Source organism: Flavisphingomonas formosensis (assembly GCF_009755815.1).
GTDB lineage: Bacteria > Pseudomonadota > Alphaproteobacteria > Sphingomonadales > Sphingomonadaceae > Flavisphingomonas > Flavisphingomonas formosensis.
In genome coordinates, this window is record NZ_WRPK01000004.1 from 254,968 (window position 1) to 281,415 (window position 26,448).

Consider the following 26,448-nt stretch of genomic DNA (forward strand, 5'->3'; position numbering starts at 1 on the left):
CAGAGAAAGCTTCAAGGAGCCAGCAGCTTCAGGAATTTCGCGATCGCGGCCGCTTCGCCTTCGGGATCGTTCCAGACGGCACCCGAGACGGCGAGGAAGTCGGCGCCTGCCTTTACCAGCACGCCCGCATTGTCGGGCGTGATCCCGCCGATCGCCACCGTCGGTATGCCGCTGATCGTCGCCCACCAGCTCAGGATGGTGGGATCGGGGCGATGGCGGGTTTCCTTGGTCGTGGTCGGGAAGAAGGCGCCGAAGGCGACATAATCGGCGCCGGCCTCGCCCGCTTCCATCGCGAGGTGGCGGCTGTCGTGGCAGGTCACGCCGATCTGCGCCTCTCGGCCCAACACTTTGCGGGCCTCCCGCGGATCGCCGTCTTCCTGGCCGAGATGCACGCCGTCCGCGCCCAGCCGCTTGGCGAGCCCGATCGAATCGTTGACGATGAACGCGACGTCGCGATCGGCGCAGAGGCGTTGCAGCGGCTCCGCAGCCCGCGCGATGGCGTGATCGTCTATGCCCTTCACCCGCAGCTGGAAGGCGGCTACCGGCCCTGCATCGAGCGCCGCGGCCAGCCGCCCGGCAAAGCCGGCATCAACAGCCGACGGAGATATGAGATAGAGCTGACAGCCCGGACGTTCTTCCTGCTCGAACAGATCGGCGAAATCTTCGTTGGGCATCATCATGATCCGGATTGGCTGTTCAGGATGGAATTATCGGCACTGGCGGGGCCGCTTCTACCCGGAAGAGCTGCCGGTCAAGCGCTGGTTCGAATATTACGCATTCGTATTCGACGCGGTCGAGCTCAACAACAGCTTCTATCGCCTGCCGAAACCGGAAACCTTCGCGAACTGGCGAGACGCAGCGCCCAAGGGTTTCCGCTTCGCCGTGAAGGCGCCGCGTTTCATAACCCATATGCGCAAGCTCAAGGATGCGGGCGAGTCGGTGGCGCGCTTTCTCGATCATGCGCGCAATCTCGGCCCCGCCCTCGGCCCCATTCTCTACCAGCTTCCGCCCAACTGGCATTTCAATGCGGAGCGGCTGGCGGCCTTTCTCGAGCTTCTGCCTCCCGATCTCTCCCATGTTTTCGAATTTCGCGACCCGAGCTGGATGGTGGAAGAGGCGTGCGCCATGCTCGATCGCCACGGAGCCTCTTTCTGCGCGCATGATTTTCCCGGCCTGGAGACGCCGCGCTGGGCTGTGGGTCGTGTGGCCTATGTTCGTTTTCACGGCGGGAAGGGCAAATATTGGGGCCGCTACAGCGCGGCGAAGCTGCGCGGCTGGAGCGACTGGATGGCCGGGCAGGAGAAGATCGGGCGCGAGGTCTGGGGCTTCTTCAACAATGATGGCGATGCGCATGCGATTGCGGATGCCAGGGCGCTGCTGCGCCTTCTGCGGGATTAGACGTTCTTCGGATCGACGGGCTATTTCACGATCGCGATCGCAAAACCGTCCCAGCCTTTCGATCCGACGGTCTGGATCGCGGTGGCGTCCACGCGTGCATCGCTCGCCAATATATCGAACAGGGCGCGCGTGCCGACGATTGCGGGCTCGGTGCTCTGCGCATCGATCACCCGGCCGTCGCGCACCACATTGTCGCAGATGATCACCGTACCGCTGCGCGCCATGGCGAGCGCGGCGGCGAAATAGTCGGGATTGCTGGGCTTGTCGGCGTCGATGAAGACGAGATCGAACGGTCCTTCGCCGGCCACCCGCATCGCGTCCAGCGTCCGGCGTGCCGGGCCGACGCGAATGTCGACGCGATCCGCGAGGCCGGCATGCGCGATGTTGGATCGCGCGACCTCGGCATGATGCGGATCGATTTCCAGCGTGACGAGCCGGCCGTCTGCGGGCAGGGCGCGCGCCAGGCAGATGGTCGAATAGCCGCCGAGCGTGCCGATTTCGAGAATATGCCGCGCGCCGATCATCCGCGCATAGAGGCCGAGAAGCTTGCCCTGCGGCGCGGAGACGTCGATCGCGGGCAGGCCGGCCGCGGCATTGGCGGCCAACGCGGCATCGAGCGCCTCGTCTCCGCTCGCAAGCTTGCGGCTGATATAGTCGTCGACGCCGTACCAATCGCGTTCGGCCATGGCCTCCGCTCCTTACCGGTTGCGCACGCCTATAGGCCGGCGAGGCGTCGGGGTGCCAGTGCGGCGGCGGGAGCGCAGGGCCCCGCCGCCGAGGGCATTCAGGCCTTCTGGGTCGAGGCCGTGTAGATTTCGTCGATCGCCGCGCCGAGCGAAGCGTCGAATTCCGCGTCGGTCATCTGATGGCGCAGATCCTCGAGCAGTGCGCGGCTGAAGCTGGCGATCACGCCGCGATTCTTGGCGAGCTCCGTGCAGGCGTCGGGCCGGCTGTAGCCGCCGGAGAGCGCCACCACGCGCAGCACGCGCGGATGATCGACCAGCGGATCGAACAGGCCGGGATTGGCCGGCAGGCTGAGCTTCAGCATCACCTTGTCATCGCCGGTCAGCGCGTCGAGCGCCTTGGTCAGCTCTTCGAGCAGGATCTGGTCGGCGGCGGCGCGTTCCGGGCTCTTGATGTTCACTTCCGGCTCGATGATCGGCATCAGGCCGGCGGCGAGCACCTGCTGGCCCACCTCGAACTGCTGCTTCACGATCGCGGCGATGCCCTCGCGATTGGCGAGATTGATCACCGAACGCTCCTTGGTGCCGAACACGCCGAGCGCCTTCGAGCGGCTGAGCAGCGCGTCGAGGGTCGGCATCGGCTTCATCAGCTGGACGCCATTGGCTTCGTCCTCAAGACCCTTGTCGATCTTGATGAAGGGAACGACGCCGCGCTCCTTCAGCACCTGTGGCACCGGCTTGCCGTCGATCAGGCCGTCCATCGTCCGCTCGAACAGGATCGCGCCGATCACCTTGTCGCCGGTGAAGGCGGGGGAGGTGATGATGCGGCTGCGCATCTGATGGATGAGCCCGTACATCTCCTCCTCGGTCGACCAGGCCCCTTCCTCGATCCCATAGCCCTTGAGGGCCTTGGGGGTCGAACCGCCGCTCTGGTCGAGCGCGGCGATGAAGCCTTTTCCTTCGGCGATCTTCGACGTCATTTCCTGATCTTGCATAGAGTCACCCATCCCCGTGGCGCCGGCCCATCCGGCGACCGTCACATCCAAATCCCGCCGCGCCGCCTGCACCATTTTCGTCCGGAACGGACACTCCCGCCGGTGCGGATTGCGCGATCGATGGCAATATGCTGGCTCTGCTTATTGCTCTGTTGCTGTCCCTGTCGGCGCTGTTAGGCCAAGGCGTTGGCAAGGGCAACCTCGCGGCAGTGCACAAAAGGGCGGCATCGCCATGTCCGTCCGCATTAATCCGTCTCATGGCTTTTGGGGGCTTGCGTCATGATCTTCCGGGAAATTGCTGCGGGCCTGTTGGCCTCGGCATTGCTGCTCGCCGAACCGGCGTGGGCAGCCCAGCCGCCACGGGTCGGGGATGCGGCGCCGGATTTCCAGGTCACGCTGATGGACCGCGGCAAAGTCTCGCTTGCGGATCTGCGCGGTCAGGTGGTCGTGCTCAATTTCTGGGCGACATGGTGCGGGCCGTGTCGGCAAGAGCTGCCGCTGCTCGACACCTATTATGAGCTGCAGAAGGGCTATGGGCTGAAGGTATTCGCGGTCACGACCGAAGATTCGCTCCCGCTCTACAAGATGCGCAAGCTATTCGAGGCGCTGCACATTACGCCGGCGCGCGGCATCAAGGGGCCCTATGCGCCGCTCGGCGGGGTGCCGACCAACTATGTGATCGATCGCGCCGGCCGCGTCCGTTACGCCAGGGCCGGCGCCTTCGATCTGGATGAGCTGAATGCGATCCTCGTGCCGCTGCTCAAGGAGCCGGCGCCCGCGGGTTGAGGACCGGGTTATTCGTGTCGTTCATAGAGGCGCTGCAAAATCGCGTCATGCCAGCCCTTCGGCTTCGCTCGGGATGAACTTCGCCTCCGGCGGAAGCTGGCATCGCCCTCGACAAGCAGATGCTGCGTGGCGGGAGTCATCCCAGCTTTCGCTGGGATGACGCGTTTTGGGGCTTCGTCCCGCTTCGCAACGATTCCCGGAAGGGAGGAATGTTGCCCGTCAGCCTTCCAGCGCCTTGACGCCCGGTAGCTCGCGGCCCTCCATCCATTCCAGGAAGGCGCCGCCCGCGGTCGAGACGAAGGTGAAGTCGTCTGCCACGCCGGCGTGATTGAGCGCCGCCACCGTATCGCCGCCGCCGGCGACCGAGGTCAGCGAGCCGCTCTTGGTGAGGGCCGCCGCGGTCTTGGCGAGGGCGACCGTCGCCGCGTCGAAGGGCGCGATTTCGAACGCACCCATCGGTCCGTTCCACACCAGCGTGCGGCAGGTCTTCAGCGCATCGCCGAGCGCTTCCACCGCCGCGGGACCGACGTCGAGGATCATCTCGTCGGCGGCCACCTCGTGCACATTCACGGTGCGCGTCGGCGGGTTCGCCTTGAATTCCTTCGATACCACCACGTCATAGGGCAGGTGGACGGTGCAGTTCGCCTTATCGGCTGCGTCGAGGATCTCGAGCGCGGTGCCGGTGAGATCGTGCTCGCACAGCGACTTGCCGACATCGACGCCGCGGGCGGCGAGGAAGGTGTTGGCCATGCCGCCGCCGATGATCAGATGATCGACGCGGCTCACCAGATGCTTGAGCACGTCGAGCTTCGTCGAGACCTTGGCACCGCCGACCACGGCGGCCACCGGATGCTCCGGCTTGCCGAGCGCCTTCTCCAGCGCCTCCAACTCGGCCTGCATCGAGCGGCCGGCATAGGCGGGCAGCGCATGGGCGAGGCCTTCGGTCGAGGCATGGGCGCGGTGCGCGGCGGAGAAGGCGTCGTTCACATAGATGTCGCCGAGCTTGGCCATCTCGGCCACCAGCGCGGGATCGTTCTTTTCCTCGCCCTTGTGGAAGCGCGTATTCTCCAGCACGGCGATGCTGCCATCGGCAAGCTTGGCTACCGCGGCAGCGGCCTCGTCGCCCGCGCAATCGTCGACGAAAGTCACTTCGCGGCCCAGCACCCCGCCGAGCGGACCCGTCACCATCGCCAGGCTCATGTCCGGCTTGCGCTCGCCCTTGGGCCGGCCGAAATGCGCGAGGACGAGCACCTTGGCACCCTTGTCGGCAAGTTCGGCGAGCGTCGGAGCGGCGGCACGCAGCCGCGTATCGTCGGTCACCCGGCCATCGGCCATCGGCACGTTCAGGTCCTCGCGCACCAATATGCGCTTGCCGCGCACGTCACCCAGATCGTCCAGCGTCCGAAAGCTGCTCATGCCGTCTCCACCCTCATATCGTCCCCGATGGCGAGGACTCCGCCTGCCAACACCCGTGCCGTGCGGCCACCGCGCCAGTCGGGCGCCAGCGCCGCCATCAGGCCGGGCGCCACCGCGTCCATGCGGCTGCATGGATCGCATTCCCCGGTGATTTCCACCATTATCTCGCCGATGCGAAGCCGCGCGCCTTTCCGGCGGGGCAGGGCGATGCCCTCCACCAGCAGATTGGCGCGCCGCTCCTGCCAGGCGACGGAAAAGCCCAGCGTGTCGAGAGCGGCCCGCCAGTCCTCCATCGCGAGGATGGTGATCTGGCGACGCCCTCGTCCGCCGGGCTTGATCCGTCCGCGGAAATCGCCCGCGATTCCCGCGTCCAGGCTCACAGCCACCCGATCGACCGATTCCACCGCGGCGCGCGGACGCACCTTGCGGGCAATGCCGATCAGGCGGCCTGACACCATGCCTTAGAGCAGCTTCGCCATCGCGCTGGCAGTGTCGACCATGCGGTTGGAGAAGCCCCACTCATTGTCGTACCAGGAGACGACGCGGACGAGCTTGCCTTCGAGCACGGCGGTTTCCAGGCTGTCGACAGTCGACGAGGCCGGGGTGTGCTGGAAATCGATCGAGACGAGCGGCTCGTCGGTATATTCCAGGATGCCGACGAGCGGGCCGCTCTCGGACGCCGCCTTCAGCAGCGCGTTGACCTCTTCCTTCGTCGTGTCGCGCTTCGGCGTGAAGGTGAGGTCGACCAGGCTGACGTCCGGCGTCGGCACGCGGATCGCGGAGCCGTCCAGCTTGCCCTTAAGCTCCGGCAGCACCTCGCCCACCGCGCGGGCGGCGCCCGTCGTGGTCGGGATCATCGACATCGCGGCGGCACGGGCGCGGCGCAGATCGGGGTGGATCTGGTCGAGGATCTTCTGGTCGTTGGTATAGGCGTGGATGGTGGTCATCAGGCCGCGCTCGATGCCGATCGCATCGTTGAGCACCTTGGCGACCGGCGCGAGGCAGTTGGTGGTGCAGCTCGCGTTGGAGACGATGGTGTGCTCCGCGGTCAGCTTGTCGTGGTTGACGCCGTACACGACGGTCAGGTCGACATTCTTGCCCGGCGCCGAGATCAGGACCTTCTTGGCGCCGGCGGCGAGATGCTTCTCGCATGAGGTCTTGTCGGTGAAGAAGCCGGTGCACTCCAGCGCGATGTCGACGCCGTTGGCGGCGTGCGGCAGGTTCGCCGGATCGCGCTCGGCCGAGACCGCGATGCGCTTGCCGTCGATGATCAGATCGTTGCCGTCGACCTCCACGGTGCCTGGATAGGGACCGTGCACCGAATCGCGCTTGAACAGCAGCGCGTTCGACTTGGCGTCGGCGAGGTCGTTGATCGCCACCAGCTCGAGCCCGCTGTCGGGACGCGCCAGGATCGCCCGCGCGACGAGGCGCCCGATACGCCCGAATCCGTTGATCGCAACCTTCACCGCCATGTCCTAGTCTCCCGTCAGTTTTCCAGTGCGGCCAGCACCTTCGGCGCGATGGCCTCCGGAGTCAGCCCGAAATGCGCATAGAGGACTTCGGCGGGCGCAGAGGCGCCGAAGCCGTCGATTCCGAAGCGCAGGCCCGAAGCGGGCACGTAGCGTTCCCACCCCATCGTCGTCCCCGCCTCGATCGACACGCGCAGCGCGTCGTCCGGCAGGATGTCGGCACGATACTCCGCAGGCTGCGCGTCGAAGCGCGACCAGCAGGGCATCGAGATCACGTCGGCACCGATGCCTTCGGCCTCCAGCCGGTCGGCGACGCCCATCGCGATCGATACTTCCGATCCGCTGGCGATCAGCACCACCTTGCGCGCGGCGGTGGCGGCACGCAGTCGATAGGCGCCCTTTGCGGAAAGATTTTCAGTAGCCGAATCACGTAGTTGCGGCAGGTTCTGGCGGCTGAGAGCGAGCAGCGACGGCCCGTCCTTCCTCGCCAGCGACAGTGCCCAGCATTCCGCCGTCTCGATCGTGTCCGCCGGGCGGTACACATCGAGATTGGGCATCAGGCGCAGCGACATGACATGTTCGATCGGCTGGTGGGTCGGGCCGTCCTCACCGAGGCCGATCGAATCGTGCGTCATCACATAGACGACGCGGATCTGCTGCAGCGCGGACAGGCGGATCGCCGGACGGCAATAATCGGAGAAGACCAGGAAGGTGCCGCCATAGGGGATCACGCCGCCGTGCAGCGCCATGCCGTTCATCGCGGCGGCCATGCCGAACTCGCGGATGCCGTAATAGACGTAGCGGCCAGAATAATCGGCCGCGGTCAGCGGCTTCTGGCCCTTTGTTTTGGTGTTGTTCGAGCCGGTGAGATCGGCCGATCCGCCGAGCGTCTCGGGCAGGGCGGCGTTGATCGACTCCAGCACCATCTCGGAAGCCTTGCGCGTCGCCACCTTCTGCGGAGCGGCGAGCAGGCCGTCGATATAGGCCTGCAGCGAGAAATCCTCGGGTAGGTCGCCCGCCATGCGGCGCTCGAACTCCGCGCGCTCGGGATGCGCCTGGAGCTTCGCTTCCCAAGCGCCGCGCACCACCGTGCCGCGGCCGCCCAGTTCGAGCCAGGCCTCGCGTATATCCGTCGGAATCTCGAACGGCGCGGCCGTCCATCCCAGGAATTCGCGGGCGGCCGCCACTTCGTCGGCGCCGAGCGCCGAGCCGTGCGTCGCCGAGCTGCCCTGCTTGTTGGGCGCGCCATAGCCGATGATCGTGCGGCAGGCGATCAGCGAGGGGCGGGGATCGGCGATCGCCGCATCGATCGCACGCGCGACGTCTTCCGGATCGTGGCCGTCGCAGCTTTCGACGTGCCAGCCGGCGGCACGGTAGCGCGCGGGCACGTCTTCGCTGGACGAAAGCTCGACAGCGCCGTCGATCGTGATCTTGTTGTCGTCCCACAGCACGTTCAGCCGGCCGAGCTCCAAATGCCCGGCTAGGCCGATCGCCTCATGGTTGATACCTTCCATCAGGCAGCCGTCACCGGCGATCACCCAGGTGCGATGGTCGACCAGATCGCCGAACGCGGCGTTGAGGTGGCGTTCGGCGATTGCCATGCCGACCGCGGTGGCCAGGCCCGAGCCGAGCGGTCCCGTCGTCGCTTCGATCCCGGCGAGCTCGAAATTCTCCGGATGGCCGGCGCAGGGGCTGCCGAGCTGACGGAAATTACGAATATCCTCGATAGAGGGACGCGCATACCCCGTGAGGTGTAGAAGGGCATAGATCAGCATCGATCCGTGACCCGCCGAAAGGACGAAACGATCGCGGTCTGCCCAGCGCGGCGCCGACGGGTCGAACTTCAGATAACGGGTGAAAAGCACCGTCGCGGCATCGGCCATGCCCATCGGCATGCCCGGATGTCCGCTGTTCGCTGCCTGCACGGCATCCATCGCCAGCGCGCGGACCGCGTTCGCAAGCTGCTTGGGAGAGACGGACATTCGGAACCTTCTTGACGGGGAAGTGATTTCGGTGACGCACGCGAGTCGCAGCGGACCCGGCGCGCGCCCATTTGTCGCGGACCGACCCCAGCGTCAACCGCGTGGCCGCTAGTGCCTTGTTCGGCGGACTGTGCGTGCTATGCCTTCAACATGTCAGACGATCGCCTTATGACGGCTATTGGCCGTCTTGAGCGGGCGCTTTCCCGCATCGAAACCCTGCAGCAAAATTTGCCTGCGCTGCCGCTCGGCCTTGGCGAGGATCAGGTATCCGCCGCCGTGCACCGGCGCCTCCATGATCGCAACACGGTGCTTCGCCGCCAGGTGGAAAGCGCGGTGCGGCGCATCGACCGGCTGCTGTCCGAAGGCGAGGCGCGCTGATGGCGATGGTCGATATCGAGATTGGCGGGCGGCGCTATGACGTCGCCTGCAAGGATGGGGAGGAGACGCATCTGCACATGCTTGCCTCGATCGTCGACGGGAAGGTGCGCGAGGCGACCGCGGCGGTAGGCGGATTGCAGGACGTCCGGGCACTGCTGTTCGCGGCGTTGCTGCTCGCGGACGAGGTCAACGATCTTCGCGCCCGGCCCGTGGAAGTGCCGGCGCCCGAGCCCGTCGCCGAGCCGGTCCGCTCCCCCGCGCCGGAGCCGCCGATCGATCCTGCGGTCACCGAAGCGATGGAGCGGCTGGCCGATCGCATAGAAGCGGTTGCGGTAAGGCTTGAGAGCGGCGTCGCGAACCCCTAGATAGGGAGGTGGCGGGCACTGCCCGGTACGAGCCTTGCATATCCCTGAGGCTATTCATCATCCTAGGGGGTTGTCCCTGAGCAGATTCCGGTCTGTCTTACATGATCCCCACCTGACGTTCAGGCGTCAGAGGATATTCCGGCAAACGGCCATGGCGGTCCCGCCACCCGAAACACCATGACCAAGCAGGATATTCGCCTCGATCTGCGCCAGAGGCGCAAGGCGTTCGTGGACGCGATGGACCTTGCCGAGCTGTGCGCCCATCTCGCCGCGCTAACGGCGCGGGTGCTGCGCGAGATCGAGGGCGCGTCGTGCGTCGCCGCCTATCTGCCGGTCGGGCCGGAGATCGATCCGTCCGCGATCCTGGATGCCGCCGCTGGCGCCGGAATGCGCACCGCGCTGCCCCACATCGGCTCTGCCGCCGCGCCGATGCGCTTCCTCGCCTGGCAGCCGGGCGAGCCGTTGCTGCCCGGGCCGCTCGGCCTGCTCCAGCCCGATCCGGAAGCCGCTGCGGAGCTCGCGCCGGAGGTGATATTGGCGCCGCTGGTCGGCTTCGACCGCAATCTGGCGCGGCTGGGGCAGGGCAAGGCCTTTTACGACCGCGCCTTCGCGGCCCTGCCGCATGCGCGCAGGATCGGGCTTGCATGGTCGGTCCAGGAAGTGGATGCGCTTCCTGTCGAGCCATGGGACGTGCCGTTGCACGCCGTGGCGACCGAGAAGGAATGGATCACGCGATGAACCCCACCTGGCGCAAGCCCTTCGGCATGGCCATGATCCTGCTGCTGATCGTCTTCTGGGCGGGGCTGGTGGGCAAGCTTTCCACCTATGTCGCGCATTGGCCGGCTCTGGCGCAGGCGCCATTCTATCTGTTCGCCGGAATCGTCTGGATCCTGCCGCTGAAGCCGCTGCTGCGCTGGATGGAACTCGGCCGCTGGCGCGCGTGATAGGCAGTTCCGAAGGTGCCGACCCGTTCGGGACTGATTTCGCTCAAGCGCCGCACAGGCTGACGCGAGGCTGATCGAGCCCTGGTGCGACGGTCACCGGCACGGCGCATATTGCGCCAATATCCGTTCGGACACCGTCCACAGCCGTTCCTGGAAGCCGGGTTCGTCGGCCAGGGGATTTGCCTTCGCCGGGCGGCAATCGGCATAGAAGCGGCCTGTGATGCCCTCGCAGTCAGGATGGACGGCGAGATAGCATTGTGTGGCCGCCCCCTGCGGGATCGTCTTGGAAATGGCGAGGGAGAGCGGCATCAGCAACCGCAGCAGCAGGCCGGGCTCGCGCATCAGATCGGTCGAGGCGATGAAGCCGGGATGGAGCGCGTTGACGGTGATGCCGCGCGGTCTCAGCCGCTTGGCGAGCGCCTTGGCGTAGGTTAGGTTGGCGAGCTTGGACTGGCCGTAGAAGCGGAACCGTCCATAAGTCCGCTGACCGTCCAGATCGTCGAACAAAATGCCCTCGCGGGGCGCCAGCGCTTGCGCTGCGGCGCTGCTGACGATCACCACCCGGCCGCCATCCTCGCGCAGCAATTCGCACACTCTGTCGATCAGCAGCATGTGGGAAAGGTGGTTGACGCGGAACATGTCCTCCACGCCGTAGCGGATGGTCGGTTCGTCCGGCCCCACGATGCCGGCATTGGCGATGATCGCATCCAGGCTTACGCCCAATGCGGTGACCCGTTCGGCAGCGGAGACCACGGAGGCGAAATCCTCCTGGTCACAGACGATGGGAGTGAACTGGCCTGCGATGTGGCGCGCAACGCCGCTCACCCGCGCTTCGGAGCGGCCCGTACCGATCACATGGGCGCCACGGGCTGCCAGCGCGCGCGCCGTCTCCAGGCCGATGCCGGCCGCGCAGCCGGTGACGAGTATGGTCTTGCCGCCGAGATCGAGCCCGTCCAGCACCTCATCGGCGGTGCTGCGTTTGCCGAAGCGTCGTTGTGGCGCCATCCGCTTCCTCTCTGATCCGGTTTCACTGCAGGATAGCCCGGCCATATGCCGGTGGACAATCTCCCCGCGTCAGGCGCGCGGCGGCGGGTCCCTGGCCGGCAGATCTATTCCACTCAGCCGCCATTCGAGGCCGTGGCGGCGAAAGATCAGGTTGCCGGCCTCCGGCGGCTCCGCGGGATCGTGCAGCAGGAACTCGTCGATACCGCGCCGTCGGATCGTCATATCCTTCGCCTTGAATCCGCCGGCCGGCTTTTCGCCCGTTGCCGCGCGAGTCGCGAAGATCGCTGCCAGCCCCTCGGGGGTCAGCAGCCGATCGATCAGCGGTCCGGCGAAGAGGAGGCCGATCGCCGCGCCGAGCGGCCTGAGCGGCCGATCCTCCTCCGCCGGCCCCTCCAGCCCTTCGGACAGCCGCGTATCGAGCTTGGCCTTGAGGTCCGCGCGCAGGGCCGGGAAATCGATGTAGGTCGAGAGCGCCTGTGCGTCGCCGGCATTGGCGGCAATCTTCATCTCGCGCAGCGTCCAGCGCGGCGAGAACAGGTACCAGCCGGCCAGGAAGGCAAGAAACAGTGCGGCGATCGCCAGGAATTTCCGCATCGGCCCGTCTCCGCCACGCGGCAGCTCCGCGTCGTGGCAGCGCCAGCTTATCCCATGGCCTGCGCTTCCTCCAGAGGAGGAGCTTCACGACTATCGATGGGGAAAGTGGCGCGAGTGACGGGGCTCGAACCCGCGACCTCCGGCGTGACAGGCCGGCGCTCTAACCAACTGAGCTACACCCGCGCTCTGGGTGAGGCGCGCCAACTAAGGGAGGGGGCCGGGGCTGTCAACAACCGTCTTGCAGGCCCTTTCGAATTGGCTGTGGATTGTTTGGCTCAGCCGGTGAAATCCTCGTGATGCTGCCCGGTCAGCGTGCCTTCCTCGAACAGGAAGCCCGCGATATCCGGCTTTCCCGCCGCTTCCAGGATCGTCTTCAGGATGATCAGCAGCGGCACTGCGAGCAGCGCGCCGGTCGTTCCCCACACCCAGCCGAAGAAGCTGAGGGCGATCAGGATCAGCAGCGGATTGATCGTCAACCGCCGACCGACCAGCGTCGGCGTCACCAGATTTGATTCGATGAGGTGCATGCCGAAGAAGATCGCCGCGGGCAGCAGGGCATGGAAGGTATCGGTGAAGGTCATCAGGCCCCCCGCCGCCAGCAGCAGGATCGAGGCGATCGGACCGAGATAGGGGATATAGTTGAGCAGGGCGACGAGCCCTCCCCACATCAGCGGCGTCGGCATCTCCACCAGCCACAGGAACATCGCGAGCATCAGGCCCAGCGAGATGTTCACCAGAGTGATCGTCGACAGATAGGCGGAGGTCGAATCGACCATCTTCTGGATCGTGCGCGCCGTCGCCATCGCACTGGAGAAGCTGGCGCGGCTGGTGATCGTCTGGGTGCGCATGCGCGTCCAGCCGGAAAGGAAGAAATAGATCACCAGCAGCGCGAAGAACATCTGCAGCAGCGCGTGCGGAGCCGACGTCGCGACCAGCTCCAGCAGCGAGTTGGGCGTTTCCACGGTCACCGCCCGCGTTCCTGGTACGCGCGGCGCGCGCTCCACCGTGCGCATGGTCTCGTTGATGAAGCGATCGAGGCTCGTATAGAGCTCGACCAGTGGCTTCAGCGTCGTGCGGATCCGGCTGATCCGCTGCGGCAGCAATTCGATCCAGGCGGTGGCCGGCACCACGATAGCGGCGATGGCGGCATTGGCGATGCCGAGGAACACGGCGATGCAGGCGAGTGCCGCGAGCGAGGAGGGCACGCGCTGCCGCTCGAGCCATTCCAGCAGGGGCACCAGCGCGATGGCGATGACCAGCGCAGCGGTGACCGGCAGGAAGAATTCCGCCCCGGCCTGAAGCGCGAACGGCAATGCCAGCACGAGGCCGATGCCGGCCATCAGCACGAGCGAGGAAAGCAGCCGATCGCGCCGATAGGCGATCTCGGCATTCTCGTGCGCCAATTCTTCTATCTGTGCGGCCGCCCCGCCTTTTTCGGCGCTGGGTGCCTCCGTGCGCGCATCCATGCCTTTGTTCGTCCCGGGATCCTGTGGATCCTTCAATGGCATAGCGGCAGGGCGCCGGTCAATTTGGGTGCCGTTTCGACCCGGGCAGCAGGTGCCGGACCTACCAGCTCCGCACCCGGCCGGTATCGATGTGGACGAAGCCGTCCCTGGGATAAAAGCCGACGCCGCCGCCTTGCGTGCTCAGCGCGGCGAGACGCAGCCGTTCGAGCGGTACGCCGGGAAGCGCGACGTCGGTCGCCTTGCCGAGCATGTGCTGGCTCTTGGTGGCTACTCCGGTCGTCGCGCCGCCGGCTTCGCGCAGGGCCGCATTGGTTTCGGGCGACCGGTATCCGGAGATCAGGTCGAACGAGCGCCGCGGCGCGACGCCGAGGCGCTGGCGCACGCGCACGAGCAGGTCCAGCAGGTCGCGATCGATCGGCGTCGTTTCGCCGTTGCGCCAATCGCGCAGGCCATGATTGATCTCGGCCAGCCCCTGCGGATCGAAGCCGCCCGCGCCGAAATAGCGCGCGTCGATCTTCTCGTTGGTGTGCACGTTGCGGAAGGCGAGGCGCCGTTCGGGCATCGCCGCGAGCAGGCTTCCAGGTGCGACAAGCAGCCCGGTGCCCGTTGCCAGCATGGCTTTGACCAGCGTTCGCCGGTCGAGCGAAGTTGCGTTCATCCCGCTCCCTTGGAAAGAAAGTTCCCCCGTCGCGTTCATCCTGCAGTCTAATGGGAGTGCGGCGTGATTAAACCTTATGTTCCAAGACTGTGTCTCGGCCTCGCCACGGCTTGTCTCGTTTCCGCCGCCGGTGCCCAGCCGGCGGCGGCTCCGAAGCCTGCTGCGGCGGCGTCGCCTGCACCGGTGGATGCGCGTGTCCTGCATCTGCAGGTCATACTCGACCGGCTAGGCTTCAGCCCCGGGGTGATCGACGGCAAGACCGGCGCCATGCTGACCCGTGCCGTCCGCGGCCTTCAGCTGGCGCGCGGCCTGCCAGCGAGCGGCACGCTTGACGAAAAGACCACCGCCTATCTCCAGCAATTTCGCGACACGCCCGGCACGATCGAGATCAGCCTCACCCAGGCGGACATGGCAGGCCCCTATCAAGGGCCGATCCCGAAAAGCGAGGCGGCTCAGGCCAAACTGCCGGCGCTTGGCTACAGCACGCTCAGCGAACGCCTGTCCGAACGCTATCATACGACTCCGGAGACGTTGATCGCGCTCAACGGGGGCGATGCCAAGCTCGCCGCCGGCGCGAAATTGAAGGTGCCCAATGTCGTGCCGGCTTCCAGAGACTATCCCGCGGATCTGAAGCCGGACTGGAAGGCCACTCTGGCCGACCTCAATGTCGGTGCGCCGCAGCGGCAAGCGGCCAAAGTGGTGGTCGACAAATCGGAAGGCGTGCTGCGCGCCTATGACGGAGAAGGTAAGCTGATCGCCCAATTTCCGGCCACCATGGGCTCCAGCCACGATCCTCTGCCGATAGGCAAATGGAAGATCCAGGGCGAGAGCACGCTGCCGGAATTCCACTATAATCCCAAACTGTTCTGGGACGCCTCGAAGAAAGAGCGCAAACAGACGCTGCCGCCGGGACCGAATGGCCCGGTGGGCGTGGCCTGGCTGGATCTCAACAAGCCCCATTATGGCATTCACGGCACGCCTGAGCCCGCGAAGATCGGCCGGACCGAGAGCCATGGCTGTATCCGGCTGACCAACTGGGATGTCGCCCGCCTCGCCCTGATGGTGAAACCCGGAACCCCGGCGATCTTCCAGCGATGACCGGTTTCGGCAAGCTGCTGCTGTGCCTCTTCCTGGTCTCGGCGGCGGCGCTTGCGCTGATGGTCCGGTTCGATCGGCCCGCATCCGTCGATCCGGCCGCCGTCGGTCCGGCGGCGCCGTCCGCCTCGATGCCCGTACCGGCCTCGGCCCTGCCGGCGGTGCCTCCGGCAGCGGTCGATCGGCGCGGCCTGGCATCGCTTGCGATCCCGGTTGCCGGAGTGAGCCCCGACGCGCTGGTCGACAGTTTCGACGATGCGCGCGGCGGCGGCACGCGGCCGCACCATGCCATCGATATCGCCGCGCCGATCGGCACGCCCGTGATCGCAGCGGCGCCGGGCCGGGTGGAGAAGCTGTTCGACAGCGAACTGGGCGGCAAGATGGTCTATGTCCGCGCCGCGCCCGACACCGTCCATTATTATGGCCATCTCGCGGGCTATGCGCCGGATCTGGCCGAGGGGCTGTCGATCCGCACCGGCACGCCGATCGGCTTCGTCGGCGCGACCGGCGATGCCGATCCGGGCGCCCCGCACCTTCATTTCGGTGTCAAGCGTCTGGCGGCGGGGGAGGGCTGGTGGCAGGGAACGGATGTCGACCCTTATCCCCTGCTTGCCGGAAAAGCCGTCGCCCGCTAAAGGCGCCGCCGGCTCTTTTAACACCCAGGTGAATCATGAAGATCAGCGGCGTGGACATCCGTCCCGGCAATATCATCGAATATGAAGGCGGCATTTGGCGCGCCGTGAAGATCCAGCACACCCAGCCCGGCAAGGGCGGCGCCTATATGCAGGTCGAGATGAAGAACCTCATCGACGGCCGCAAGAACAACGTTCGCTTCCGCTCCGCCGAGACGGTGGAGCGCGTCCGCCTTGACACCAAGGACTTCCAGTTCCTGTTCGCCGAGGGCGAGGACCTGACCTTCATGGACAAGGACACCTACGACCAGATCACCCTGCCGCGCGACCTGCTCGGCGACGCCGCGGCGTTCCTGCAGGACGGCATGGACGTGGTGATGGAGCTTTATGACGAGCGCCCGATCTCGGTGCAGCTGCCCGACCAGATCGAAGCGACGATCGTCGAGGCCGATGCGGTGGTGAAGGGGCAGACGGCCTCGTCCAGCTACAAGCCGGCGATTCTCGACAATGGCGTGCGCGTCATGGTGCCGCCGCACATCTCGGCGGGTACGCGTATCGTCGTCGACGTGTACAATCAGGAATATGTCCGCCGCGCGGACTGAGTCCCGCTTCCCCTTCCTGCCAAGGGAGGGGATCGAGGGACGGGCAGCGCCGGAGCGTTCCGGCGATCTCCCGTCACTCTCTGGCGGATTCACCCACCCCCGACCCCTCCCTTGGCAGGGAGGGGGGAGTAGTCAATGGTAGCCCATTCAGGCCTCATCACCGTCATGGAGCGCGCGGCGCGCAAGGCGGCCCCGCGTCTGCGACGGGACTTCAACGAGGTCCAGCAGCTTCAGGTCAGCCGCAAGGGGCCGGCCGATTTCGTGTCCATGGCGGATAAGCGCGCCGAGCAGACGCTCTTCGAGGAGCTCAAGAAGGCACGGCCCGACTGGGGCTTCCTCATGGAGGAAGGCGGCGAGGTGCCCGGCGATCCGGCGAAGCCGCGCTGGATCATCGATCCGCTCGACGGCACGTCCAACTTCCTGCACGGGGTTCCGCACTTCTCGATCTCGATCGCGGTCGAGGAGCCGCGTCCCGGCGGGCGGGGCGAGATCACGCAGGGCCTCATCTATCAACCACTCACCGACGAGAGCTTCTGGGCCGAGAAGGGCAGGGGCGCGTGGCTGCAGGATCGGCGCCTGCGCGTGTCGGCGCGGCGCGATCTCAGCGAGGCGCTGATCGCGACCGGCATCCCTTTCAAGGGGCACGGCAATTTCGCCAAATGGACGTCAATCTTCGCGGCCGTCGCGCCTGAAGTCGCAGGCATCCGGCGCTTCGGATCGGCTGCGCTCGATCTCGCCTGGGTCGCTGCCGGCCGGTTCGACGGATTCTGGGAAGATAGCCTGCAGCCCTGGGACGTGGCGGCCGGCATGTTGCTCGTCCGCGAAGCTGGCGGCTTCGTGACGGATTATCGCGGCGGCGATCGTCCGTTGGATCGGAACGAGTTCCTGGCTGCCAGCGAAGCGCTCCATTCGCGCCTTCACAAGCTGGTGGCGAGCGCGCTGCGCTGAGCGCGGCCGGTCGCTCGGTCCCGACGCCGTCACCTCCGTGCCATCCTCCCGACTTGCGTCGGGATGACGGCTGTGATGCGGCGATGTGAAACGGACAGGGCAACCCAATCCCGGCCCTGCCGCAGCGGCTTTTCGGCAGGGCGCGAGGCCGGTAAATCGGTGGTTCAAACAGTCGTCCAATTGCGAATCATTCTCATACCTACCGAGCCTTGCGGCGGGCTTGAGAGGCTCCTAAAAGCCCCGGGAATCCCCTTTCGCAGTTGCGAGAAAAACCCTTGGTCGATCTGTCGCAATATCTGCCGATCCTGCTCTTTCTGGGCGTCGCAATCGTGCTCTCGACCGCCTTTGTCGTCCTGCCGATGGTGGCAGCGCAGTTTACCGGCGCCAACAAGCCCAATCCGGACAAGCTGGCCGAATATGAGTGCGGCTTCCCGGCGTTCGAGGACAGCCGCGCGCAATTCGACGTGCGCTTCTATCTGGTGGCGATCCTGTTCATCATCTTCGATCTCGAGGCGGCCTTCCTCTACCCCTGGGCGGTCTCCCTCAAGGAGATCGGCTGGACTGGCTGGCTTGCGATGATGACCTTCCTCGCCGAGCTGGTGCTCGGCTTTGTCTATGCGTGGAAGAAGGGAGCGCTGGAATGGGAGTAGAACTCTCGGCGCGCGAGGCCGCGACGCCGCCCGATGCGGCCTTCTTCAACGATCTCACCTCTGAGGTGAACGATAAGGGCTTCCTCGTCACCTCGACCGAAGAGCTGTTCCAGTGGGCCCGCACCGGCTCGCTGTGGTGGATGACCTTCGGCCTCGCCTGCTGCGCGGTCGAAATGATCCATGTGAACATGCCGCGTTATGACATGGAGCGGTTCGGCGTCGCACCGCGCGCGTCTCCACGCCAGTCCGACGTGATGATCGTCGCCGGCACGCTCTGCAACAAGATGGCCCCGGCGCTCCGCAAGGTCTACGACCAGATGTCGGAGCCCAAATATGTCATCTCGATGGGCAGCTGCGCCAATGGCGGCGGCTATTATCATTACAGCTACAGCGTCGTGCGCGGCTGCGACCGGATCGTGCCCGTGGACATCTACGTCCCCGGCTGCCCGCCGACCGCCGAGGCTCTGCTCTACGGCGTGATGCAGCTCCAGCGGAAGATCCGCCGGATCGGGACGGTGGAACGGTGAGCAGCCCGCATCCCAAATATGCGTCGAACGAGGGTGTGATCGATCTCGCCCGTTCGATCCTCGGCGATCGCCTGATCGCGGCGGAGGAGGATGTCGGCGAGGTTGCGCTGACCATCGAACGGACCGCGCTCGTCGAGGCGATGACGCTGCTGCGCGATACCAAGGGGCTCGAATATCAGCAGCTGATGGAGATTGCCGGCGTCGACTGGCCGGAGCGCGAGGAGCGCTTCGAGGTGGTCTATTGCCTGCTCTCCGTGACGCGCAACCATCGGCTGCGCGTGCATGTCGATACCGACGAGGTGAAGCCGGTTCCATCGATCACCGGCGTCTGGCCGGTCGCCGGCTGGCTGGAGCGCGAGGTGTACGACATGTACGGCGTGCTCTTCGAGGGCAATCCGGACCTGCGGCGTATCCTCACCGATTATGGCTTCAGGGGCCATCCGCAGCGCAAGGATTTCCCGCTCACCGGGTTCGTCGAGCTGCGCTATTCCGAGGAGCGCAAGCGCGTCGTCTATGAGCCGGTGCGCCTTGCCCAGGATTTCCGCACCTTCGATTTCCTGAGCCCGTGGGAGGGCGCCGAATATATTCTGCCCGGCGACGAGAAGGCGCAGGGGCAGCAGCCCGGCGCACCGACGCCGGTGCCGGCGCCCCATTCCAAGCCCGAGGTGAAGGGCGAGGCACCGCCGGCCACGCCCAAGACGACCGACAGCCCCGCGCAGACCGGAGCCGGCAAGGCCGAGCCCGACGGTGACGGAGGGAAGAAATAATGTCCGATCCCGCAGTCGAGCTCGCCGAGCCGCACGCGCCACCGCTCGATCCTGCCGCGTTCGAGACGCCGGTGGCGCCGTCCGTCGGCGATGTCGAGATCCAGAATTACACGATCAATTTCGGCCCGCAGCATCCGGCCGCGCACGGCGTGCTCCGGCTCGTGCTGGAGCTGGACGGCGAGATCGTCGAGCGCGTCGATCCGCATGTCGGCCTGCTCCATCGCGGCACCGAGAAGCTGATCGAATATAAGACCTATCTGCAGGCGCTGCCCTATTTCGACCGGCTGGACTATTGCTCGCCGCTCGGCATGGAGCACAGCTATGTGCTGGCGATCGAGAAGCTGCTCGGCCTCGAAGTGCCGCTGCGCGCGCAATATCTGCGCGTGCTGTTCGCGGAGCTGACCCGTATCTGCAACCACATGCTGAACCTCGGTTCGCATATCATGGACGTCGGCGCGATGACGCCGAACCTGTGGCTGTTCGAGATCCGCGAAGATTGCATGAATTTCTTCGAGCGCGTGTCCGGCGCGCGCATGCACAGCGCCTGGTTCCGGCCGGGCGGGGTCCATCAGGACGCGCCGCTGAAGCTGCTGACCGACATTGCCGACTGGCTCGATAATCGCCTGCCGCGGCTGTTCGAGGACGCGATCAGCCTGGTCGCCGACAATCGCATCTTCAAGCAGCGCAATGTCGACATCGCCGTCGTCTCCAAGGAGGATGCGCTGGCCTGGGGCTTCTCCGGCCCGATGATCCGTGCGTCCGGCATCCCGTGGGACCTGCGCAAAAGCCAGCCCTACGACGTCTACGACCGGATGGAGTTCGACATTCCCGTAGGCACTAAGGGCGATTGCTACGATCGCTTCATGGTACGCGTCGAGGAGGTCCGCCAGTCGGCCCGGATCATGAAGCAGTGCCTGGCGCAGATGCCGGAAGGCCCGATCGCCAGCCTCGACCGCAAGGTCGTCCCGCCCAAGCGGGGCGAGATGAAGCAGTCGATGGAAGCGCTGATCCACCATTTCAAGCTCTACACCGAGGGCTTCCACGTGCCCGCCGGCTCGGTCTACGTCGCGACCGAGAGCCCCAAGGGTGAGTTCGGCGTCTATCTGGTCTCGGACGGCACCAACAAGCCCTATCGCTGCAAGATCCGCCCGACCGCCTTCAGCCATCTGCAGGCGATGGACTTCATGATGAAGGGCCACATGCTGGCCGATACGACCGCGATCCTCTCCGCGATCGACGTGGTGTTCGGGGAGTGTGACCGGTGATAAACTGGCTGTTGTCGCAGAACCCCCGTTCGATCCGGTGGGTGACCTATCTGCTTCTCGCTGGCTGCGCCGCCATCCTTCTTGCTGTCTCCCGGCTGCCGCATGGTACGGTTGATCGGGGCGTCGCCATTGCCGTCATGGTGTTGATGGGGCTTGTCTTGCTGCTCTGGTCCAGTTTCGTGCTCACCTTCCTGTTGATGCCGAGGGTCATCGAAGAGGCTCGCCGTCAGCGGGCGCAGAAGGGGACGAGCAATGTCTGACGCAGCCCATATCCCCGACGAGGCCGAGACCCGCGCGCGCTGGGGCGCTTTCGCCTGGACGGCCGAAAATGCCGAAAAGGTGAAGGAGATCATCGCCCGCTATCCGCCGGGCCGGCAGCATTCGGCGATCATGCCGCTGCTCGATCTCGCCCAGCGTCAGGTCGGCGCCGAGACGCAGACGCAGGGTTGGCTCCCCGTGCCGGTGATCGAATATGTCGCCGCGCAGGTCGAGATGCCGTATATCCGCGCGCTCGAGGTGGTCAGCTTCTACACCATGTACAATATGGCGCCGGTCGGCCGTTTCCACGTCCAGGTGTGCGGCACGACGCCGTGCATGCTGCGCGGCTCGGACGACGTGATGCGCGCCTGCAAAGGCAAGGGGCTGGTCAAGGGCGGCACCACCGCGGACGGCCTCTTCACCCTCTCCGAGGTGGAATGCCTCGGCGCTTGCGCCAATGCGCCGATGGTCCAGATCAACGACGACAATTACGAGGATCTGACCTTCGAGAGCATGACTGCCGTGCTTGAGGCGCTGGCCCGCGGCGAGACGCCGAAGCCGGGCCCGCAGATCGATCGCCAGACCAGTTGCCCCGAGGGCGGGCCGAGCGTGCTGAAGGAAATGGTGAGCGAGAATCACGATTATCGCGGAGCCTGGGCATGAGCCGGGCGGCACCCGCCATACGTGCACCGGCGAAGGAAGAGGGCGTGGCCCGTGCTTGAAGACAAGGATCGCATCTTCACCAATGTCTACGGCTTCCAGCCGTGGTCGATCGACGCCGCGATGAAGCGGGGCGATTGGGACAACACCAAGGATCTGATGGCCCGCGGCCAGGACGCGATCATCGAGGAGATCAAGGCCTCGGGTCTGCGCGGTCGAGGCGGGGCCGGCTTCCCGACGGGTATGAAGTGGAGCTTCATGCCCAAGGAATCCAAGGACGGCCGCCCCAGCTTTCTCGTGATCAACGCCGACGAATCCGAGCCGGGCTCGTGCAAGGACCGGGAGATCATCCGCCACGATCCGCACAAGCTGATCGAGGGCGCGCTGATCGCCGGCTATGCGATGCGGGCTCGCGCCGCCTATATCTACATTCGCGGCGAGTTCATCCGCGAGGCCGAGACGCTGTTCGCGGCGGTGGCCGAGGCTTATGCCAAGGGCTTCCTCGGCAAGAATGCCTGCGGATCGGGCTACGATTTCGACGTCTTCGTCCACCGCGGCGCCGGTGCCTATATCTGCGGTGAGGAAACCGCCCAGATCGAGAGCCTCGAGGGCAAGAAGGGCCAGCCGCGCCTGAAGCCGCCTTTTCCCGCCGGCGCGGGCCTCTATGGCTGCCCGACGACGGTGAACAACGTCGAATCCATCGCGGTTGCGCCGACCATCCTGCGCCGCGGCGCGGCCTGGTTCAGCTCGTTCGGCAATGACAACAACAAGGGCACCAAACTCTTCCAGATCAGTGGGCATGTGAACAAGCCCTGCGTGGTCGAGGAGACGATGGGCGTCCCATTCCGGGAACTGATCGAGAAGCATGCCGGCGGCATCCGCGGCGGCTGGGACAATCTGCTCGCCGTGATCCCGGGCGGCTCCTCGGTGCCGCTGGTGCCGGCCGCGCAGATCATGGACGCGCCGATGGATTTCGACGGGCTGAAGGCGCTGGGCTCCGGCCTCGGCACCGCGGCGGTGATCGTCATGGACAAGTCCACCGATATCGTGCGCGCGATCAGCCGGATCAGCTATTTCTACAAGCATGAGAGCTGCGGCCAGTGCACGCCGTGCCGCGAGGGCACCGGCTGGATGTGGCGCGTGATGGAGCGGCTGCGCGAGGGCAATGCCGAGCTGCATGAGATCGACATGCTGCAGGAAGTGACCAAGCAGGTCGAAGGCCACACCATCTGTGCGTTGGGCGATGCCGCCGCATGGCCGATCCAGGGCCTGATCCGCCATTTCCGCCCCGAAATCGAGCGGCGGATCAACGAACGCAACGGAGCCGCGCCCCTCGCGGTCGCGGCGGAGTAAATCGATGCCCAAGCTGACAGTCGACGGGATCGAGGTCGAAGTCCCCGCAGGCGCCACCGTGCTGCAGGCCTGCGAAGCCGCGGGCAAGGAAATCCCGCGCTTCTGCTATCATGAGCGGCTCTCGATCGCCGGCAATTGCCGGATGTGCCTGGTCGAGGTGAAGCCGGGGCCGCCCAAGCCGCAGGCCTCCTGCGCCTTGCCGGCCGCCGACAAGCAGGAAATTTTCACCACCTCGCCGATGGTGAAGAAGGCCCGCGAAGGCGTGATGGAATTCCTGCTGATCAATCATCCGCTGGATTGCCCGATCTGCGATCAGGGCGGCGAGTGCGACCTGCAGGATCAGTCGATCGCCTATGGCAAGGGCCACAGCCGCTTTGCCGAGAACAAGCGGGCGGTGACCGAGAAATATATGGGTCCGATCGTCAAGACGGTCATGACCCGCTGCATCCAATGCACCCGCTGCGTGCGCTTCGCCGAGGAAGTGGCCGGCGTCGAGGAGATCGGCGCGCTCTATCGCGGCGAGAACATGCAGATCACCTCCTATCTGGAGCATGCGATCACGTCCGAGCTTTCGGGCAACGTCGTCGATCTCTGCCCGGTCGGTGCGCTCACCTCCAAGCCTTATGCCTTCGAGGCACGGCCCTGGGAGCTGAAGAAGACGCCGGCGATCGACGTGATGGATGCGGTCGGCACCAACATCCGGCTCGACAGCCGTGGCCGCCAGGTGCTGCGCGCGCTGCCGCGCATCAACGAGGATGTGAACGAGGAATGGGCGTCGGACAAGACGCGCCACGCCGTAGACGGCCTTGTGCGTCGCCGTCTCGACCGGCCGTTCGTGCGGGTCGATGGCCGCCTCGTCGAGGCGACGTGGGAACGGGCATTCGAAGCGATCAAGGCGGTGAACGCAGGCAGCAGCGTGGCGGCGATCGCCGGAGACCTGCTCGACGCGGAGACCATGTATGCCGCCAAGTCGCTGGTCCGCGCGATGGGCTCGGATCTGCTCGAAGGCCGCCAGACCGGCCTCTCCTATGACGTGTCGAGCCTCGCGGCGCTGAATTTCAACACCACCATCGCAGCGGTCGAGAGGGCGGACGTCGTCCTCCTGGTCGGGACCAACCTCCGCTGGGAAGCGCCGCTGGTCAACACGCGCATCCGCAAGGCGCTGCGCAAGGGCAATGCGAAGGTCTTTGCGATCGGGCCCGAGGTCGATCTCACCTACAAGGTGGAATGGCTCGGCAACGACGCGGCGCTGCTTGCCGGCTTGCCGCAGGCGGTGCTGGATGCCTTCAAGGGTGCCGAACGGCCGGTGCTGATCGTCGGCGGCGGCGCGCTCAAGCTGGACGGCGTGCAGGCGGCGAGCCTCGCGCTGATCGAGACGCTTGGCCTGATCAAGGATGGTTGGAACGGCTATAACGTCCTGCACTTCTCGGCGGCACGCATGGCCGGCCTGATGCTAGGCTATGCACAGGAGGGCGGCATCGCCGCGCTCGCTGCGAAGGCGCCGAAGCTGGCTTTCTTCCTGGGTGCGGACGAGGTGGATTATGGCCGCTTCGCAAGCAGCTTCAAAGTCTATGTCGGCCATCATGGCGATGCCGGCGCCGCCGCGGCGGACGTCGTGCTGCCGGGCGCGGCCTATACCGAGAAGCCCGGCACCTATGTGAACCTCGAGGGCCGGGTGCAGCGCGGCGGGCGCGCAGTCTTCCCGCCGGGCGATGCCCGCGAGGACTGGTCGATCTTCCGGGCATTGTCCGCGGTGCTCGGCTGCACGCTGCCGTTCGATAGCTATGAGGCCCTGCGCGCCGCGATGATCGCGGAGGTGCCGGCTCTCGGCGTCGAGGGCCTGGCTGATTATGGCTGGTCGGCGCCGTCGCTTCCCTCGATCGCGCCGTCTGGCGAATTCGGCTATCCGATCCAGGACTTCTACCTGACCAACGCGATCTGTCGCGCGAGCCCGACGATGGTGCGTTGCTCCGCCGAGCTGCTGCATGGTCAAAGCTATGCGGAGGCAGCGGAATGACCGCCTTCTTCCAGACTCATCTGGGCTACGGCTTCGGCTGGTTCCTCGCCACGCTGATCCTGATCCTGATCATCGCGCTGCCGCTGATGTTGGCGGTGGCTATGGCCATCTATGCCGATCGCAAGATCTGGGCTGCGATGGCGCTGCGCCGCGGCCCGAACGTGGTCGGTCCTTTTGGCCTGCTCCAGTCCTTCGCCGATGGCCTCAAGGTCTTCCTGCAGGAAACCATCATTCCGTCGTCGGCCAATCGCGGCCTCTTCCTGCTCGCGCCGATCATCACCTTCACGATCGCGCTGATCGGCTGGGCGGTGATCCCTTTCGGGCCGGACATGGCGCTTGCCGACATCAATGTCGGCCTGCTCTACACGCTCGCGGCCTCGTCGCTCGGCGTCTACGGCGTGATCCTCGCGGGCTGGGCGTCCAACTCCAAATATCCCTTCTACTCCGCGATCCGCGCCGCCGCGCAGATGGTCTCCTATGAAGTCTCGATCGGCTTCATCCTGATCTCCGTCGTGCTGTGGGCGGGCAGCTTCAATCTCGGCACGATCGTGCTCGCGCAGAAGGGCGAGATCTTCGGGATCATCAACGGCTTCGGCTTCAATCCGCTGCTCTTCCCGATGGCGGTGATGTTCCTGATCTCGGCGATGGCGGAAACCGCCCGTGCGCCGTTCGACCTGACCGAGGCGGAGAGCGAGCTCGTCGCCGGTTATCAGACCGAATATTCGTCGATGGCCTTCGCCCTTTTTTGGCTTGGCGAATATGGCAACGTGCTGCTGATGTGCGCGCTCAACGCGACGCTTTTCTGGGGTGGCTGGCTGCCGCCGATCGATTGGGCGCCGCTTTATTATGTGCCGGGCATCATCTGGCTGTTCATCAAGATCAGCGCCTTCTTCTTCGTCTTCTCCTGGGTGAAGGCGACGGTGCCGAGGTATCGCTACGACCAGCTCATGCGGCTCGGTTGGAAGATATTCCTGCCGGTGTCGCTGTTCTGGGTGTTCCTGGTGTCGGGCTTCCTGATGCTCACGAGATATGGAGCGGGCGCATGAGCCTCGGCTACTACGTCAAATCCTTCACCCTCTGGGAGTTCGTGAAGGCGCATCTTCTGACCTTGAAATATTTCTTCAAGCCGAAGGCGACGATCAACTATCCGTTCGAGAAGAACCCGATCTCCCCGCGCTTCCGCGGCGAGCATGTGCTGCGCCGCTATCCCAGCGGCGAGGAGCGCTGCATCGCCTGCAAGCTGTGCGAGGCGATCTGCCCGGCGCAGGCGATCACGATCGAGGCGGAGCCGCGCGACGACGGGTCGCGTCGCACCACCCGCTACGACATCGACATGACGAAGTGCATCTATTGCGGCTTCTGCCAGGAAGCCTGCCCGGTGGACGCCATCGTCGAGGGTCCGAATTTCGAATTCGCTACGGAAACGCGCGAGGAGCTTATCTATGACAAGGCCAAGCTTCTCGAAAATGGCGACCGGTGGGAGCGCGCGATTGCCGCAAACCTTGCCGCCGATGCGCCCTACCGTTAATCCGCCG

At 65.7% G+C, this 26,448-nt stretch carries 31 protein-coding genes and 1 tRNA gene; 20 read left to right on the top strand and 12 right to left on the bottom strand.

Annotation, left to right across the window (positions count from 1 at the left end):
• Nucleotides 1-11: 11 nt before the first annotated feature.
• A complete protein-coding gene (gene thiE, locus GQY20_RS13185; protein WP_232476034.1) occupies nt 12-674 on the bottom strand; it encodes a thiamine phosphate synthase in 663 nt (220 codons plus the stop codon).
• Nucleotides 675-678: 4 nt separating this feature from the next.
• Here thiE and GQY20_RS13190 point away from each other — a divergent pair, with 4 nt between their 5' ends.
• The gene (locus tag GQY20_RS13190) at nt 679-1,398 is read left to right on the top strand and encodes a DUF72 domain-containing protein (protein WP_157217560.1); all 720 of its coding nucleotides are present in this window, start codon (nt 679-681) and stop codon (nt 1,396-1,398) included.
• A gap of 20 nt (nt 1,399-1,418) precedes the next feature.
• Here the strand turns inward: GQY20_RS13190 and GQY20_RS13195 are convergent, their stop codons facing one another.
• Together GQY20_RS13195 and GQY20_RS13200 are read right to left on the bottom strand one after the other, a co-directional pair.
• Nucleotides 1,419-2,084: an O-methyltransferase gene (locus GQY20_RS13195; RefSeq protein ID WP_157217561.1), complete on the bottom strand. Its 666-nt coding sequence runs from the start codon at nt 2,082-2,084 to the stop codon at nt 1,419-1,421.
• Between the two features lie 98 nt (nt 2,085-2,182).
• A complete protein-coding gene (locus GQY20_RS13200) occupies nt 2,183-3,076 on the bottom strand; it encodes a fructose bisphosphate aldolase (protein WP_157217562.1) in 894 nt (297 codons plus the stop codon).
• Nucleotides 3,077-3,355: 279 nt separating this feature from the next.
• Here GQY20_RS13200 and GQY20_RS13205 point away from each other — a divergent pair, with 279 nt between their 5' ends.
• The gene (locus GQY20_RS13205) at nt 3,356-3,862 is read left to right on the top strand and encodes a TlpA family protein disulfide reductase (RefSeq protein WP_157217563.1); all 507 of its coding nucleotides are present in this window, start codon (nt 3,356-3,358) and stop codon (nt 3,860-3,862) included.
• A gap of 219 nt (nt 3,863-4,081) precedes the next feature.
• Here the strand turns inward: GQY20_RS13205 and GQY20_RS13210 are convergent, their stop codons facing one another.
• Genes GQY20_RS13210 through tkt form a run of 4 tightly spaced genes read right to left on the bottom strand, consistent with a single transcriptional unit; the run spans nt 4,082 to nt 8,729 of the window.
• The gene (locus GQY20_RS13210; RefSeq protein ID WP_157217564.1) at nt 4,082-5,278 is read right to left on the bottom strand and encodes a phosphoglycerate kinase; all 1,197 of its coding nucleotides are present in this window, start codon (nt 5,276-5,278) and stop codon (nt 4,082-4,084) included.
• Nucleotides 5,275-5,736, bottom strand: coding sequence for an MOSC domain-containing protein (locus GQY20_RS13215; RefSeq protein ID WP_198350949.1), 462 nt, complete (start codon nt 5,734-5,736; stop codon nt 5,275-5,277). Before GQY20_RS13215 ends, GQY20_RS13210 begins: the two co-directional genes overlap by 4 nt.
• A gap of 3 nt (nt 5,737-5,739) precedes the next feature.
• On the bottom strand, nt 5,740-6,750 hold the full coding sequence (gene gap / locus GQY20_RS13220; RefSeq protein WP_157217565.1) for a type I glyceraldehyde-3-phosphate dehydrogenase: 1,011 nt from the start codon (nt 6,748-6,750) through the stop codon (nt 5,740-5,742).
• A gap of 14 nt (nt 6,751-6,764) precedes the next feature.
• A complete protein-coding gene (gene tkt, locus GQY20_RS13225; RefSeq protein ID WP_157217566.1) occupies nt 6,765-8,729 on the bottom strand; it encodes a transketolase in 1,965 nt (654 codons plus the stop codon).
• Nucleotides 8,730-8,897: 168 nt separating this feature from the next.
• Here tkt and GQY20_RS13230 point away from each other — a divergent pair, with 168 nt between their 5' ends.
• The 4 genes from GQY20_RS13230 (at nt 8,898) to GQY20_RS13245 (ending at nt 10,416) form a co-directional block, all read left to right on the top strand.
• Nucleotides 8,898-9,107 carry a hypothetical protein gene (locus tag GQY20_RS13230; RefSeq protein ID WP_157217567.1) on the top strand — a complete coding sequence of 70 codons (210 nt, stop codon included), beginning with the start codon at nt 8,898-8,900 and terminating at the stop codon, nt 9,105-9,107.
• Nucleotides 9,107-9,472, top strand: coding sequence for a cell division protein ZapA (gene zapA, locus GQY20_RS13235; protein ID WP_157217568.1), 366 nt, complete (start codon nt 9,107-9,109; stop codon nt 9,470-9,472). Before GQY20_RS13230 ends, zapA begins: the two co-directional genes overlap by 1 nt.
• 177 nt (nt 9,473-9,649) lie before the next feature.
• Nucleotides 9,650-10,210 (top strand): 5-formyltetrahydrofolate cyclo-ligase, encoded by a 561-nt coding sequence (locus tag GQY20_RS13240; RefSeq protein WP_157217569.1) that lies wholly within the window; start codon nt 9,650-9,652, stop codon nt 10,208-10,210.
• On the top strand, nt 10,207-10,416 hold the full coding sequence (locus GQY20_RS13245; protein ID WP_157217570.1) for a DUF2842 domain-containing protein: 210 nt from the start codon (nt 10,207-10,209) through the stop codon (nt 10,414-10,416). Before GQY20_RS13240 ends, GQY20_RS13245 begins: the two co-directional genes overlap by 4 nt.
• A gap of 93 nt (nt 10,417-10,509) precedes the next feature.
• Here the strand turns inward: GQY20_RS13245 and GQY20_RS13250 are convergent, their stop codons facing one another.
• The 5 genes from GQY20_RS13250 to GQY20_RS13270 all read right to left on the bottom strand — a co-directional run bounded on the left by GQY20_RS13250 (nt 10,510) and on the right by GQY20_RS13270 (nt 14,139).
• Complete coding sequence (locus GQY20_RS13250; RefSeq protein ID WP_157217571.1) at nt 10,510-11,421, bottom strand: SDR family NAD(P)-dependent oxidoreductase; 912 nt, start codon at nt 11,419-11,421, stop codon at nt 10,510-10,512.
• A gap of 69 nt (nt 11,422-11,490) precedes the next feature.
• A complete protein-coding gene (locus GQY20_RS13255; RefSeq protein WP_157217572.1) occupies nt 11,491-12,015 on the bottom strand; it encodes a DUF2939 domain-containing protein in 525 nt (174 codons plus the stop codon).
• 106 nt (nt 12,016-12,121) lie between these two features.
• Nucleotides 12,122-12,198, bottom strand: a tRNA-Asp gene (locus GQY20_RS13260).
• Nucleotides 12,199-12,290: 92 nt separating this feature from the next.
• On the bottom strand, nt 12,291-13,481 hold the full coding sequence (locus GQY20_RS13265) for an AI-2E family transporter (protein ID WP_157217573.1): 1,191 nt from the start codon (nt 13,479-13,481) through the stop codon (nt 12,291-12,293).
• A 100-nt stretch (nt 13,482-13,581) separates the two neighbouring features.
• Nucleotides 13,582-14,139, bottom strand: a complete 558-nt coding sequence (locus GQY20_RS13270) for a DUF882 domain-containing protein (RefSeq protein ID WP_157217574.1) — start codon at nt 14,137-14,139, stop codon at nt 13,582-13,584.
• 66 nt (nt 14,140-14,205) lie between these two features.
• On the opposite strand from GQY20_RS13270, the gene GQY20_RS13275 reads away from it, so the two are divergent.
• The 14 genes from GQY20_RS13275 to nuoI all read left to right on the top strand — a co-directional run bounded on the left by GQY20_RS13275 (nt 14,206) and on the right by nuoI (nt 26,441).
• Nucleotides 14,206-15,237: a L,D-transpeptidase family protein gene (locus tag GQY20_RS13275; protein ID WP_157217847.1), complete on the top strand. Its 1,032-nt coding sequence runs from the start codon at nt 14,206-14,208 to the stop codon at nt 15,235-15,237.
• Nucleotides 15,234-15,869 carry a M23 family metallopeptidase gene (locus GQY20_RS13280; RefSeq protein WP_232476035.1) on the top strand — a complete coding sequence of 212 codons (636 nt, stop codon included), beginning with the start codon at nt 15,234-15,236 and terminating at the stop codon, nt 15,867-15,869. Before GQY20_RS13275 ends, GQY20_RS13280 begins: the two co-directional genes overlap by 4 nt.
• Before the next feature lie 35 nt (nt 15,870-15,904).
• Nucleotides 15,905-16,468, top strand: coding sequence for an elongation factor P (gene efp / locus GQY20_RS13285; RefSeq protein ID WP_157217575.1), 564 nt, complete (start codon nt 15,905-15,907; stop codon nt 16,466-16,468).
• Nucleotides 16,469-16,603: 135 nt separating this feature from the next.
• Nucleotides 16,604-17,416, top strand: coding sequence for an inositol monophosphatase family protein (locus GQY20_RS13290; protein WP_157217576.1), 813 nt, complete (start codon nt 16,604-16,606; stop codon nt 17,414-17,416).
• Between the two features lie 275 nt (nt 17,417-17,691).
• The gene (locus GQY20_RS13295; protein WP_157217577.1) at nt 17,692-18,066 is read left to right on the top strand and encodes an NADH-quinone oxidoreductase subunit A; all 375 of its coding nucleotides are present in this window, start codon (nt 17,692-17,694) and stop codon (nt 18,064-18,066) included.
• Nucleotides 18,057-18,593: a NuoB/complex I 20 kDa subunit family protein gene (locus GQY20_RS13300; protein WP_157217578.1), complete on the top strand. Its 537-nt coding sequence runs from the start codon at nt 18,057-18,059 to the stop codon at nt 18,591-18,593. Before GQY20_RS13295 ends, GQY20_RS13300 begins: the two co-directional genes overlap by 10 nt.
• A complete protein-coding gene (locus GQY20_RS13305; RefSeq protein ID WP_157217579.1) occupies nt 18,590-19,360 on the top strand; it encodes an NADH-quinone oxidoreductase subunit C in 771 nt (256 codons plus the stop codon). The genes GQY20_RS13300 and GQY20_RS13305 overlap by 4 nt, the downstream gene beginning before the upstream one ends.
• Nucleotides 19,360-20,625: an NADH-quinone oxidoreductase subunit D gene (locus GQY20_RS13310; protein ID WP_232476036.1), complete on the top strand. Its 1,266-nt coding sequence runs from the start codon at nt 19,360-19,362 to the stop codon at nt 20,623-20,625. Before GQY20_RS13305 ends, GQY20_RS13310 begins: the two co-directional genes overlap by 1 nt.
• A complete protein-coding gene (locus GQY20_RS13315; RefSeq protein WP_157217580.1) occupies nt 20,622-20,885 on the top strand; it encodes a hypothetical protein in 264 nt (87 codons plus the stop codon). Before GQY20_RS13310 ends, GQY20_RS13315 begins: the two co-directional genes overlap by 4 nt.
• A complete protein-coding gene (gene nuoE / locus GQY20_RS13320; RefSeq protein ID WP_157217581.1) occupies nt 20,878-21,546 on the top strand; it encodes an NADH-quinone oxidoreductase subunit NuoE in 669 nt (222 codons plus the stop codon). The genes GQY20_RS13315 and nuoE overlap by 8 nt, the downstream gene beginning before the upstream one ends.
• Before the next feature lie 51 nt (nt 21,547-21,597).
• Complete coding sequence (gene nuoF, locus GQY20_RS13325) at nt 21,598-22,896, top strand: NADH-quinone oxidoreductase subunit NuoF (protein WP_157217582.1); 1,299 nt, start codon at nt 21,598-21,600, stop codon at nt 22,894-22,896.
• 4 nt (nt 22,897-22,900) lie between these two features.
• Nucleotides 22,901-24,913, top strand: a complete 2,013-nt coding sequence (gene nuoG / locus GQY20_RS13330; protein ID WP_157217583.1) for an NADH-quinone oxidoreductase subunit NuoG — start codon at nt 22,901-22,903, stop codon at nt 24,911-24,913.
• A complete protein-coding gene (gene nuoH / locus GQY20_RS13335; protein ID WP_157217584.1) occupies nt 24,910-25,959 on the top strand; it encodes an NADH-quinone oxidoreductase subunit NuoH in 1,050 nt (349 codons plus the stop codon). Before nuoG ends, nuoH begins: the two co-directional genes overlap by 4 nt.
• Nucleotides 25,956-26,441 (top strand): NADH-quinone oxidoreductase subunit NuoI, encoded by a 486-nt coding sequence (nuoI, locus tag GQY20_RS13340; protein WP_157217585.1) that lies wholly within the window; start codon nt 25,956-25,958, stop codon nt 26,439-26,441. Before nuoH ends, nuoI begins: the two co-directional genes overlap by 4 nt.
• Nucleotides 26,442-26,448 lie beyond the last annotated feature (7 nt).